Source organism: Pseudoalteromonas sp. PPB1 (assembly GCF_015356275.1).
Taxonomy (GTDB): Bacteria; Pseudomonadota; Gammaproteobacteria; order Enterobacterales; family Alteromonadaceae; genus Pseudoalteromonas; species Pseudoalteromonas rubra_D.
Map to the genome: position 1 here is coordinate 68,400 of NZ_JACEQV010000017.1, position 13,621 is coordinate 82,020.

Consider the following 13,621-nt stretch of genomic DNA (forward strand, 5'->3'; position numbering starts at 1 on the left):
TCTACTTTTTAACTAAAGTTGCTTTAGTCCGCTTGGGGCTAAACTAAGCAACCCGATTAAACTGGCGCGCCAGTAGCAATTCGCTGTCACGCAATGCACGCTTGATCACCTGCATCATGTTCTTACCTTTGGCTCGAACGAAGACACTGGGTAACCCGGGTAATAACACTTCCACTTTACAGATAGTCAAAACGCCATGGCGCTGGCAGGGCTGCTCATCCACATCAATGCGCACTTTGCGAATATGGGCGGCGTAGCGCATAAACTTGTTGGTTGCCAACTTTGCGAGCTGCGACTTGGTCGCCTCCGCAATACGCTTGCCTGTTGCTCTGAAATTTAGTTTCATAATGCTATCAACCTCTTGTACAAAGCCAGCAATTTACTGGAAATTGAACTCATATTGTTGCGTCGATGAGGCTAATCTACTAATGTATTTAAAAAGAAAAAAGCTGATTAATTCTTAGCGAAACCTCGAATATTACGAATGATAACGAACATAAATTACAATCACCTGTACTACTTTTGGCAGGTTAGTCGCCACGGCAGCATTGCCGCGGCCAGCAAAATATTGCATCTGACACCACAAACTATCAGCGCACAGATCACCAGTCTGGAGCAGCGTCTTGGTAAGCAGCTTTTTTTACGAGAAGGCAGGGGATTACGACTGACAGAGTATGGACAGCTCACCCAGCAATATGCCGATGACATGTTTGCCATTGCAGAAGAGTGGCTTGAAACCACCAAAGGTGATCTTGCCTCAATCAATAGAACACTGAAGGTCGGTATTTCCGATGCGCTGCCAAAGTCTTTGGTCTCGAAATGGCTGGCTCCCTTGATTGATAACGAGCGTATCTCCAACCTGCACTGCATTGACGGTCAACAAGCTGAGCTGCTGGCACAAATGGCCACGCACAAATTGGATCTGGTGTTGGCGGACAAGCCCTTAGATGGTGACACTCCGTTCAAACTCTTCTGTCACGAAATTGGTAAGAGTCAGATCGGGTTTTATGGCATGAAGCAGGATCAGGCCTTAACCGGCGACAACTTTCCAGCTGCACTGGCCGACACACCAATCATATTGCCAGCCAAGAACAGTCCGGTCACCAGCGCCATTCAGTATTGGCTCAATGAACTCAAAATCGAGATATCTGTTGCCGGTCATGTAGACGACAGTGCTTTGATGAAAGCATTGGGGCAACAAGGATTCGGGGTATTTCCTGCACCTTTGTCTGTGCGCGAAGAAATAGAGCGACACTATGATGTAAATTTCATTGGTGCAATCGAAAACGTCTATCAGAATTACTATGCCTTTACTCCCGACAGACTGATCAAAGACTCAATTTACTCCGAATTTGTGCAACATGCGCGCAGCATAGATGATAATCAGGAACCAACATGAGTAAACCCAGAATAGCAATTCAGTATTGTGTTTTGTGCCAGTGGTTGCTACGCAGTGGCTGGCTTGCCCAGGAATTGCTATCAACGTTTGCAGATGAGTTGGCCGAGGTCGCTCTGGTCCCGGCCAGCAAGGGCGTATTTAAAGTCTATTATGACGATACCTTGATCTGGTGTCGGGAGCGTGATGGCGGCTTTCCGGAAGCTAAAATTTTGAAGCGCCGGGTGCGGGATCAGCTCGATCCCGGGCGCGATATGGGCCATATCGACAGCGCCGGTTAAAGTAAAAAAGCTAGAGCTTAAAGCGCTCAATAAGCTGGGTCAGCCTGGCTGCAAAGCCACTAAGTGACTCACTGTCTTTGGCCATGAAACCCATTTCCTGTGAGTTACGAGCAGCCGTTTCCTGAACATCTTTCATTAACCCGGCAATACTTTCGCAATGTGCTGCCTGGTGATTTGCGGCCTCTAGCACCCGCTCACTCAATGCGGTTGCTTGTTCTATGGCCTCACTGACCTGCGCCATGTTACTGGCGAGCACTTCGCTTTGCTGGGCACACGCGCGAACATCCTGCTCCCCATTTTGGATCAGAGTCGCGGTAGTGTGCGTATCGGCCTGCAGATTCGCAATCATCTTGTTGATCTCCTGCGTGGCATTTTGTGTACGAATAGCGAGCTGTCTGACTTCATCAGCCACTACTGCAAAGCCACGACCTTGTTCACCGGCCCTTGCAGCCTCGATGGCCGCATTTAATGCCAGTAAATTAGTCTGCTCAGCAATTGCGACTATCGTATCAAGGATTTTCCCTATATCTTCGCTGTGGCCTCTGAGTCCGTCCATCGCTCCCACTGATTCAGTCATCGTGCTGCTTAAAGACATGATTTTTTCTTTATTATGCATAACGCTCTGAGCCGTTTCCTGATTCAGCCGCTGTGCATGCTTAAGCCCAGACACACCATCTTGTGACTGTTCAGATACATCAACAGCACTGTTGGCTATATTAGACGCAATGTTCAACGCATTGTCTGTCCGCTCAACCTGAGCCTTTGCCCGGCTGGTCAGTGTTTGGCTGCGCGCCAATGATGAGCCGGCTAAGTTTTTCAATTCATAGACCTGAGTATCAATTTCTTCCAACAAACTGCTTAGGCTTTGCTTTACCTGATTGATGTTGTCAGTCAGAGTGCCAAACTCATCATCCTGACGTTTGACTATCTGCCTGGAAAAATCTCCACTGGCTATATATCTCAGCATTTTATTTACTGCCGCCAGTGGGATAAGCATCGCACGGCTGGTAGACAGTGCGATCCAGACCGCTAAAATGGCGAAGACCAGTACTAATATCAGCGCCGCATTTTGAGCTTTTTCAATCAATTGATCTGATGCCTGCTGATACAAATCAAACTGGTTCTGGGCCTGACTTTGGATGGTATCAATCTGGTCAAACAAGTCGGTAAAGGTCTGCTCAGCACGCCGATAACTCTCCATAGCGGTTTGCTGGCCCCGGTGGCGCCGCTCAAGCGCCTGATACAAAGTGCCAGGCTCTTTTAACTGACGAGCAATGTGCTCCCAGGCCGGTTCAAACTGCTGAAGTAATGATTCGATAGGCAGCCCGGCAGACTGACGTTTCAGGTATGTCAGGTTGTCACTGATGTTATCAATAATAAAGCCAACGTCATCGCGGTGCGTCGCAAGGGCATCAGAGCCTAGTTGCGCCAGAGATTGCACATTGTTTTCCAGCGTAAACAGCAGATCATCAATGCGGATCCCGGTCCCCGCAACTTCATCTCTCAGCCGGGTATCCGTTGTTTCGATTAGCTCGATATCCAACATCGCTGTACCCGCAGTATTTCTGTGTTCAAAAAACTGGCCAACGCCTTGTTGAATAGTGTGGCCCGCGCGAAATTGCACCAGACGTGCTGCGAACAAAGCTTCTGAGAATTGTCGCAATTCAGTACGCACTGTAGCAACTTCCCGAAGCGGCCGCACCACGCCGGGATTATCTGCCGAGCGCATTTCTAATTCATCAAATAGCGACTGCGCGCGTGCTTCAGCCTGGTTAAATGCTTTCTGGATCTGCTGTATTGCCCTTTCATCACTCGCACTGTATGCCTTGGATACCAGATTACTGATCCTAAGTTGCTGTTGCTGAAACTGCTCGGCGGCATGCAAGATGGGCTGGGCGGTGTCTGTTACTTTATGGTTGGCACGTTGGATCTCTAACAGTGCCCAATAAGCCAGCGCACTGGCAATGACCAGCAACATACCAATTCCACCAAAGCCCAGGGTGATTTTGTGTTTTATGGAAAGCCGCAACGGCAACATGGCTATACCTTCCTTTACTACCACCTAATTTATTTATATACAGCTAGATGACAGTGTTAAATACGCGAGTTATTGATGAAAAATACAATATAAATATAGAAGTAATTATTACACTGCGAAATGTGGTTACCCATATTAGTCGTTCAATTCAACTCAGCCTAACTAAAATAGCTGACAAAGCTGGCCCGTTAGTACGCTGTTTTAACCTATCAGAGTTAATGAGATCTCGATTTTACAGTTCACACCTTGCTTGGCATTGTCATATTGCTTTCTGGCTCGTCGAAAACCATAACCCATATTGTTGATGTAGCCCCGCGCATTATTTGTGCGCGACAGCCAGTTGACTAGTCTTGAATTGTGAATGCGAAAAAATATACTCAAGCAGTTTTTGACCCCTTTTCTGAGGCACCTCAAATACAATCACATCCATCAAATAAGCAAGTGACACCTTATCGCTTATCATTCTGATAAATACAGCTTACTCCTGGCTTTTGTATACATTACGAAAGCTACGAGGCTGACATGTCGAACAACATACCTGCAAAGAGGGAGAAACTTTAAACCTGACTGATTACCAACATTACTTGTTGGCATCTTTGCGAATTTGTTCCAGCAGGTCTTCGTCTCCGATCATACGCTGCATCAGGTTATAAACCTGATTATCAATATCATTGTCGTATAATTTTAGAATATCGTTTGCCAGCTGCCTTTTAAGGCCTGGATATTGCTCATCGTTAGCCTGATAATATTGCGACATCAGGCCTTCTGCAGCCGTTGCTCGCATGTAATCGTTGTCTTCTTTTTCAACAATATCCAGTAAAGAACGCGCTATACGCGCGTCTACCACAGGCGTTTGTGCAACTACATCCAACGCCTGAACTCGGAGTTTATCATCATACTGGCCGCGGCTGATTTTAATCACAGCGTCCACGGTGTCGTAGCTCATGGTGTCCATTTGCGTACGATTCAGCACATACATATTCATCTGTAACTGGCCCATTGCCGACAAGCGGTCAATCACAGGTAAACTCTCATCCAGCACTTTTTGCTGTAATTGTCTGCTCAGTTTATCCGCATACTCAGGATCGGTTTTCAGGCGCATCTCGTAGTCATCAGGCAGGTCTTCATAAAAGCCATAAACCGGATTGCTCTGTCTGTGTGCGGCACGTTCTTTCTGCTCTTTCTTCTCCAGGATTGCCAATACAGAATCCTCAAGCGCCTCAGGAGACGCTGGCGCTGAGAACGTGCGATTCTCTAATTCGAGAACACGCTCCTGTAAGTAACGCACTTGTTCCTCTAATTGTTCAATATGTTGCTGTTTTTGAACCAAGCTTCCTGCCTCGACAGGCGTATACTGTTCGCTGTGACCTTGCAACGATACATTTTCTGCTGATTGAACATCAGATGTACTACTAAGTACTGGAGAGTGGGTAAAGTGGCTGTAGAGCGCGACACTAAGCGCACAGACCGAAAAAGTAAACGACAGTGTGGTTTTCAATTGTGACATATATTTCCTCTCAAGCCTGGCAATCTACACAAAAAGCATTGCTTTTGCATCGAGAATACTGTTAAAAGTTGTACCTCTAACAAATAGGCCAACATAACAACAAGGACTCAGGATGGTTGCCCGCTGGCATACGGTAAAAATAAGTGTCTTAATCATCGCACTCGCCATACTCGACCTCATATTCACCCTGCTCGGCGTGTGGTCCGTGGAAGGTGAAACACGCAACTGGGTATTGAGTTTTGAAGCATTAATCCTGACTTTATTGTTGTGCAATTGCTTAATAATAAGACAAGTTATCAGCCAACATCAATACGCACATACTTATCGGCTACTTGCAAACCTGGTTGTGTTTTCTCTTATGTTTTGTCTGGCAGGCGACGTTGTTAATTTCAATCTGGCTCAAAACTACTTCCAGCATAGTGCCGTGGTAAAACATGATTATCTCGCAGACTCTGTGTGGTTTTTTATGCCCGGCTATCTCTTCTTATTTCTTGCCTGCTGGCGTTTGCTGGGCTATTCGGGCACTCAGGTGGTTTACTTTGTAGTTACCATGCTAATTACATCGCTGCTGGCCTTATTCAGTTACTTAAATATGCACTTACCAGGCAGTGGCTGGTATGTCACGCTATTAACCGGCGGCTATGCCATAGTCATTGCACAAGCCGCATTATTAGGTCTGTGTTTACTTATCAGCTCTGATATACCAAAAACGCCGAGAATCTTTCTGGCACTCGGTATGATATTAGCGACCGTTGCAGATGCGCTTATCGGCCAGTTTTGGATCTTTGGTAATGAAGGACAAGGTTATTACCCTCAGATCAGAGCTATCAACTGGGCCATTTATATTACGTCGCAGGCCATTGTAATTCATTTACCTCTGGTTGCGATAACCCAGGCTCAAACCTCAAGTCGAACCTCTGCCGCAGAAGCTGGCTTGGCAAAATAATAGCCCTGAATATAGTCGCACTTTTGCTCCAACAAAAATGCTAACTGCTGCTCTGTCTCTACGCCTTCGGCCACCACTTTAAGATGCATGTTGTGCGCCAAACTTATGATGGCGCGCACGACCATCTCACATTTATCATCCTCACCTAATTTACGGATGAATTCACGGTCAATTTTTAATGTATCAATCGGCAGGTGCACGAGATAACTAAACGACGAATAACCAGTTCCAAAATCATCAATCGCGACGGAGATACCCAGGCGCTGAAACGCATTAAGGATTTCGATTGCCTGCTGAGGGTTTTGCATCATCATCCCTTCTGTTACTTCCACCTCTATGGCGTCAGCCGGTAATTGATACTTCTGCAACAGATAAAATACCACCTCAGGCAGCTCCTCTCGCTGCAACTGATCCATAGATAAGTTTACTGCGATGCAGGGCGGGTTAGGGTATTCAGCTCGCCACTTTTGTGCCTGACGACACGCCTGTTCGACCACCCACTCACCCACTTTATTGATCATTCCCATTTCTTCGAGTTTAGGGATAAATACATCAGGACCCAGCCTGCTGCCATCCGCTGGAAACCAGCGTAACAACGCCTCTACCTTATTAACACGATTATTAAGAATGTCCCATTGAGGTTGGTAAAACAGTGCAAATTCCTGGTGTTCAATCGCTGCACGTAGCTTTTGCTCTAATTCCAGCGATGCCAGTGCCTGTAAATGAAGCTCTTCAGTGAAGAACTGAAAGTTCTGCCCGCCTTGCTTTTTGGCCCGGTACATCGCCAGCTCAACGGCCCTTAATACACTAACACTGTCTTCCCCGGCGCCCGGAAAACGCGCAATCCCAATGCTTGGGCCAATGTAAATTTCATGCCCGCGAATAAGGTAAGCGCCCGACAAATGGCCGAGTAAATGCTCGGCAAGTACCGCTTCATTCCTGACATGCTGTTCTATAAAATTCTCCAGTAAAATCACAAACTCATCACCGCCAACGCGGGCAACAATGTCACCATCACTGACCGTTTTTACAATTCGATGGCCTACTTCCTGAAGTAAAATATCACCCACTTCATGGCCAAACTGGTCATTGACCTGCTTAAAATGGTCCAGATCAAGGTGCAGAAGTGAGAACTCCCGGTCATGTCTGAGGCTACGTTTAATTGCTTGCTGCAAGTGTTTCTCAAAAGTGCTACGATTAACCAGTCCCGTTAAAGTATCAAACTGAGACAAGCGACTCAGTTGCTCCTCAATGCTACGTTTTTGACTGATGTCCTGAAAGGCAATGACCACACCAAACAACGTCTTGTTTTCGTAGATAGGCGTGGCAATAAACTCGGCAGGGAACATGCGATTGTCACTGTCTTTGAATAACCCGTATGAATCCCGGTAGGTGTAGCCTTTAGCGCAGTGCTCAAAAATCTTGCAGTTCTCCCAGGTTGCATTGCCGGCCAGTGACGTCGGCAAACAAATAAACTCTGCCACATCAGCCCCGACTAAGGTATTTTCGCTCACGCCAAGCACTTTCTCAGTTGCAGGGTTCGTATACGTAATCTGACCATGAGTGTCGACACCTAAAATGCCTTCTCCGATGGACTTGAGTAATAACCGATTTTTGTTTTCAAGCGCTTGGATATCATGAAAAGATTGTAATAGCTTGGTTCTTTGCTGTTCCAGTTCAAGAAAGACTTGCACTTTACTGTGTAACGTATGAGCATTAATTGGCTTAAACAGGTAATCAACCGCCCCGACCTCATAGCCTTTAAATTCCAGCGCTTCAGTATGATCTGCCGCGGTGATAAATATGATAGGTGTGTGCTTAGTTTCGTCATTCATACGCAGCAAAGAGGCCGTCTCAAACCCATCAATACCGGGCATCATCACATCAAGTAAAATAACAGCATACTTATGCCGTAATACCAATGAGAGCACCTCATGGCCCGACTCTGCCGAGTGAAAATTAGCGTTCATATCCGACAGGATCTTTTTCACTACTCTGTGGTTTTCGGGCCTGTCATCGACAATCAAAATCGTGGGTTTGGTAAGGTCGTCTTGCTGCAACCGACTTTGCTGTATCGCTTCCATAAATCATCCTGGGTTGTGTCTTTCCCGCTCTTTCAAGCTTAGTATAAAAACCACACTGACAAGCCCAGGCTATTTAAAATTTCCTACGCCTTTAGTCCTAGTTCAAACCTGCAACCATGACAGGCACACCCAAAAAAGGTACAACCCTTGGGCAAAAACGCTTAAATTTACTATTTTTATTTCACTTAATGTGTTGATTAACACAGCCAGAAACAATCTCGAATAGACATCACACTCTGGGTATTTTTCGATAAAGGGTAGCCGCATTATCAAGTAACTGCCATCGGCCATTGGAATCAAGAGAATCAAGGTTTTCGAGCCGTCCCAGACCTAAAAAGCCACTGTGGTGCAAACTCTGATCAAACAAATTGATAACTCGCTGCTTCAGCGAGTTATCAAAGTAAATCATAACATTTCGACAAAGTATCAACTGCATTTCACCAAACACACCATCACAAACCAGGTTGTGATTAGCAAACACAATGTTTCTGGCCAGTTCCATACGAATTTTGCTGCTGTGATATTGTGTAGAAAAATGTTCATGGAACGGCGTAGTACTGGATATTGCCAGCTGGTTATAATTTTTCTCCCCCTGACGTATCGTTTCCTCAGTAAAAATACCCGTTTTGGCCTTGTCCAAAATCCGGTCATTAAAATCAGTTGCATATATCTTAGCCCGGTCATATAAGCCGTGGGCCTTTAATAACATTGCCAGAGAATACACTTCCTCCCCGGTGGCACACCCAGCATGCCAAATTTTGTAGTAGGGGAAAGTTTTTAGGATAGGAAATACATGTTGCTCAAGAGACTTAAAAAACGCAGGGTCTCGGAAGAACTCCGTCACGCTCACTGACAATTCCTGCAGCAGCTTGTGCATATACCCTTTTTCATACAACACCTTGGGAATTAAATGCGAAAAATGGGCAACATCATCCATAAGCATGCAATTTTGTAAGCGTCTTATCAGCGTACTGCGCGCATACTGTGAAAAATCATAACCACTACGCCGATACAAAACGTCCAGCAAAATATCGACTTCTAACATTTGCTCAGGAGTCAGCTTGCTTTCGCGGCTTGATAACTGGGTCATATCAATGGAGTCTGTCGCTTGCATTTTGCGTTTCATATAACCAGATTTTCATCATAGATATCAATACATTGATATCTACCGGTTTAGCGAGATAGTCACTGGCCCCAGCTTCCAGGCATCTTTGCTTGTCTTCACTCATCGCCTTTGCTGTTAGCGCAATAATCGGGAGGCTCTGTGAAATATCCGCGCGAATATGCCTCATGGCTTCAAAGCCGTCCATAATGGGCATCATAATGTCCATCAGGACCAAATCAAATTGCTTACTCTGCTGGAGCTTCTCCAGGGCTAGTTGACCATTGTCAGCCATAGTAACATCCAGTCCCTGCTCCTTCAGCAACTTGGATAAGGCGTACGTATTTCGCAAATCATCATCCACCAACAGAACATGAAAGCCCGACAAGTCAACAGGTTGACTTACGATATCGCTGCGCTTTGCAGCAATGACACTGGGTGGTAACTGCTGCTCAACAGAATGCAAAAAAAGCTCAACTTCATCTTGCAAACGCACCGGAGCATGGTCTGTCTTCAGTACAATTTTATCGGTAAATCGCAACAGCTGATGGTATTCATCCCGGCTCAGCTCCTGCGCGGTGTAAATAATGATCGGTGGCAATATAAGGCCCGCCTCAGCATCCATTTTCTCGAGCAGTTCAAAGCCCGATATGTCCGGTAAATTCAAATCAACTATACAACAGTCAATCTGATGTTGTTTCAAAAGTTGCATCGCCGTGCTGCCATCATTTGCAACATGGAGCTGTAATCCCTTTTGCTGTAAGACCTGTTTAATCACTTTACATGCATGTGTATCGTCTTCAACCAGGAGTAAGTGCTTAATGTGTTTTTGTAGCAAAACTTCAAACTTAGCGAAGACCTGCTCCATCTGATCCAAAGAGACAGGCTTAGTTAAAAAGTCGATTGCCCCTTTTTGTAGCGCTTTTGGATCTTTATTTTTACCCGATACAATATGAACCGGGATCTGGCGTGTTTTAGGCTCAGACTTCAACGTATCCAATAATGCCATCCCATCCATATCTGGCAATCCAATGTCTAATATCACAGCGTTAGGCTGCGCTTGTCGTACCTTGTCTAAGGCTTCATCGGCTCGAGCACATACCACAGGTTCAAACTGATGCTTGCGCGCAATATCAGCTAAAATACTGGCAAATTGGCTATCATCTTCAACAATCAAAATTGTACTTGCATATTCAGGAACCGGCTCGGGCGGAGCGTCAGTAGTCACGATAGAGTTAATGCCAGCTACGCTTTGAGACAGCGGCTCAGCCAGCAAGGCATCATCATGCACTTTCACAAAATCATTTTGCTGCTCCGGTTGACTTTTGTGCACCTCAGTTTGTGGCACAGGTGTAACTTGCTCCGCAGAGTCTAGTTGTTTTTGACGCGGTATATACAAAGAAAAAGTACTACCTGCCCCCAATTCGCTGGTCAGATGGATCTCGCCACCCAGCAACTTACTGAACTCTCGCGATATGGTCAGTCCCAGCCCTGTACCACCAAAGGCTCGGCTAGTTGATCCATCCGCTTGCTGAAAAGCTTCAAAAATCGCTTGTTGTTTGTCTGGCTCAATGCCAATACCTGTGTCTTTAACGACAAAGCTCAGACAGTCACCCGGGGTCTGTTCCAAATTACTGAATTGAACATCACCAGCGAGTGGCCCTATGCATAGCTCAACATGCCCCTGGTCCGTAAACTTAAATGCATTAGACAATAAATTGCGTAATATTTGCTCCAGTCTGAGCTCATCCGTTTCTATGTCTTTAGGTGCCAACGCAGAGATAGAAACCTTAAAATCCAGATTCTTTTCTTTAGCAAGCGGCTCAAACTGCCTCTTCAGTCGAGCCACAAAGCCGTGCAAATCAACCCTGTCTGAGATCAGTTTTAGCTTACCCGCCTCAACCTTTGATAAATCCAGAATTTCATTAATTAGCGTCAATAAAGACTGGCCACCGTTATAAATGACCTCAATGTCTTCAAGCTGATCGTCGCTTAAGTTACCTTCCGAGTTTCTGGCTAAAGATTGCGACAGTAGCAGCAAACTATTCAGCGGCGTCCGTAATTCATGTGACATGTTGGCCAAAAACTCAGACTTGTACTTGCTGGATGCGGCCAACTGTTCTGCACGATGCTGTAATTCAATACGGGCATTTTCGATTTCGACTTTTTGTTTCTGTAAGGTGTCCGTACGCTCTGTTAATTCCGTATTGGTTTGAGTCAGGCGGCTTCTTTGCTCTCTGAGCTCTTCTTCCGAACACTTTAGCTCCTGTGTTTGCTGTTCCAGTTCCTCATTGGCCGCTTTTAAATCTTGCTGCTGAGACTCAAGCTCCTCTGCCTGCTGCTGCGATTCATCCAAAAGCTCCTGTAGCCTGCCACGTGACAGAGCTGATGCAATGGCCTGTCCAATACTATCCGCACACAGCTCAAGCAACTCAATGCTCTCTGCAGAAAACGGCTTAACACTGGCAACAACAATTACTGCCAGTACAGCTTCATTTTGCCGTTTGTCTTTTACTGGCACAGCAACCACTTGCCGTGCAGCAGAGTGCCCCAGGCCCGAGTCTACCAAAATCGACACATGATCTACGGGTAGCTCTTTAAGATACAATAACTTGCTTTCTAACGCGGCCTGCCCAACCAGCCCTTCTCCGAGTTTAAATTCAGTATTTTCGGTAGTTCGACATTGATAAGCATAACTGGCCTTTAACTGGAAAGTTTCGCCTTGTGCTGCGTACAAAGCACCTACTTCAGCTTCCAAATAGCCAGTGCAAAAATCACAGGCAATTTGATAAATTTGAACCACAGACTGGCTACCGGTTAAACGCTCAGCAATATCGGCTTGCCCTGCTTTTAACCAGGTTTGCGCTTGCGAAAGTTGATACGCTTTACGCAAATTTTTGGTCATCGCATTCAGCGCTATCCCCAGTAAGTCTTGTGGTCCTTTTGGGGTAAAGTCTTGAGTATAGTCCCCTTTTTCTATTTCTTTTGCATGGCGGGTGATGGCACGTAGTGTTTCCGTCATTTTTGCCAGTGAGCGGGACAGCTGCCTCACCTCTTTGCTACCTTGAAGCTGTACATTGGTGCTAAAATCGCCATCAGCAACTTGCTCTGCAACCTCAATTGACTGATTAATCGATTGCCCTATCTGCTTGTTAATTAAGTACGCGATAAGTGTTGTTATCATTGCTGCCAGGGCAAGAGCAATAACCGAGAATAAAGACAACTCTGCTAAGCTATTTTGATTAGACATCAGGCTGTTATCTGCAAGCTGTTGCTGCGCAATTTCGATTTCAATCAGCTGGTTTTTGAGTGCGCGCGTTAACGGACCCAATTGCGCTTGCCAGATGCTTTCTGCCTGATCCCAATCAGCACTGCGTCTGAACTCGAACATGTCTCGTACCAACGCCCAATATTCGACACGTAAACGCATAATTTTCTGAAATTGCATTATCTGCTGCTCGTCCAACAAGGTTTGTTGTTGCTGGACATTTAACCAGGCATCTTCATGCCAGGAGTAATGCTCCTCAAAATCCCTGAAATAGGATTCCTGATTGCTGAGCAAAAACGCCTTTGCAGCGCTCATGGAAATCGCGAAGCTGGCCCTGAAGTCTGCCAGGTGCTTAAGAAGTTGCTTGCGCTGCTCTCCCGCAGAGAGCTCCTCTTCCCGCTCAATCAATAGCGTTACCGCATTTTGGATCCGCTCAGCTCTGGGCATCGCCTGATTAAAGAGAATTTGTAACCCTGGGAAGTTTTCTTCGGTTTGGGCGACGGCTTCTATTTGCTGCTGAACTAGCCTGGCTTCACCCAGCTTTGCTTCAAGCCTGACAACCTGGTCCCGGCTCAAGGCCGACAAGGACAATCTTTTAATCTTAAACAGAGACTCGTCAATGTTTTGCCAGGCCTCGCGTCGCCCTTGCAAGTGTTGCTGACCGCCCCCTGCCATCCAGGATTTCAGCTCGAGTTTAGAGTCCTCGAAATTAGATCTCAGTGCTTGCATATGCTTAACGCTGGCCAGTTCATTCGTACTAAACTGAGTGCTACTTTGCTCCAGCTCAGCTAACTGAAAAAGCGCCGCAATAACAATGGTGGCGGGGATCAAAAAAGCCAGTGCAAATCCGGTGCTTATTCGTGTGCTTAAGGTGTTAAACTCCATTATTCCTTCACTCTCAAATCGGTAGATCCATTTATTCTAAAATGATCACTCAGAGTATAGTCACGGACTCTCGAACATGGGGAATATTTTGGTCAATTATCCATCACATAGTGA

The 13,621-nt window shown here is 46.0% G+C and carries 9 protein-coding genes; 3 read left to right on the plus strand and 6 right to left on the minus strand.

Annotated elements, in window-relative coordinates; all coding sequences use genetic code 11:
- Window positions 1–43: 43 nt before the first annotated feature.
- Window positions 44–346 (minus strand): hypothetical protein, encoded by a 303-nt coding sequence (locus IY568_RS16835; protein ID WP_125562615.1) that lies wholly within the window; start codon window positions 344–346, stop codon window positions 44–46.
- Between the two features lie 138 nt (window positions 347–484).
- Between IY568_RS16835 and nhaR the strand changes: the two genes are divergently transcribed.
- On the plus strand, window positions 485–1,399 hold the full coding sequence (nhaR, locus tag IY568_RS16840; protein ID WP_010380070.1) for a transcriptional activator NhaR: 915 nt from the start codon (window positions 485–487) through the stop codon (window positions 1,397–1,399).
- Window positions 1,396–1,677: a SelT/SelW/SelH family protein gene (locus tag IY568_RS16845; RefSeq protein ID WP_125562613.1), complete on the plus strand. Its 282-nt coding sequence runs from the start codon at window positions 1,396–1,398 to the stop codon at window positions 1,675–1,677. Before nhaR ends, IY568_RS16845 begins: the two co-directional genes overlap by 4 nt.
- Window positions 1,678–1,687: 10 nt before the next feature.
- Here the strand turns inward: IY568_RS16845 and IY568_RS16850 are convergent, their stop codons facing one another.
- Window positions 1,688–3,715, minus strand: a complete 2,028-nt coding sequence (locus IY568_RS16850; protein WP_194868178.1) for a methyl-accepting chemotaxis protein — start codon at window positions 3,713–3,715, stop codon at window positions 1,688–1,690.
- A gap of 580 nt (window positions 3,716–4,295) precedes the next feature.
- Window positions 4,296–5,222, minus strand: coding sequence for a hypothetical protein (locus IY568_RS16855; RefSeq protein WP_138538408.1), 927 nt, complete (start codon window positions 5,220–5,222; stop codon window positions 4,296–4,298).
- A 112-nt stretch (window positions 5,223–5,334) separates the two neighbouring features.
- Here IY568_RS16855 and IY568_RS16860 point away from each other — a divergent pair, with 112 nt between their 5' ends.
- Complete coding sequence (locus IY568_RS16860) at window positions 5,335–6,168, plus strand: hypothetical protein (RefSeq protein ID WP_194868179.1); 834 nt, start codon at window positions 5,335–5,337, stop codon at window positions 6,166–6,168.
- On the opposite strand, the gene IY568_RS16865 is transcribed toward IY568_RS16860, so the two are convergent.
- From IY568_RS16865 to IY568_RS16875, 3 genes are all read right to left on the minus strand, one after another.
- A complete protein-coding gene (locus IY568_RS16865) occupies window positions 6,120–8,252 on the minus strand; it encodes an EAL domain-containing protein (protein WP_194868180.1) in 2,133 nt (710 codons plus the stop codon). The two genes, IY568_RS16860 and IY568_RS16865, sit on opposite strands and share 49 nt — an antisense overlap.
- Window positions 8,253–8,481: 229 nt before the next feature.
- Window positions 8,482–9,366 carry a CheR family methyltransferase gene (locus IY568_RS16870; RefSeq protein WP_194868181.1) on the minus strand — a complete coding sequence of 295 codons (885 nt, stop codon included), beginning with the start codon at window positions 9,364–9,366 and terminating at the stop codon, window positions 8,482–8,484.
- The gene (locus tag IY568_RS16875; RefSeq protein WP_194868182.1) at window positions 9,344–13,507 is read right to left on the minus strand and encodes a response regulator; all 4,164 of its coding nucleotides are present in this window, start codon (window positions 13,505–13,507) and stop codon (window positions 9,344–9,346) included. Before IY568_RS16875 ends, IY568_RS16870 begins: the two co-directional genes overlap by 23 nt.
- Window positions 13,508–13,621 lie beyond the last annotated feature (114 nt).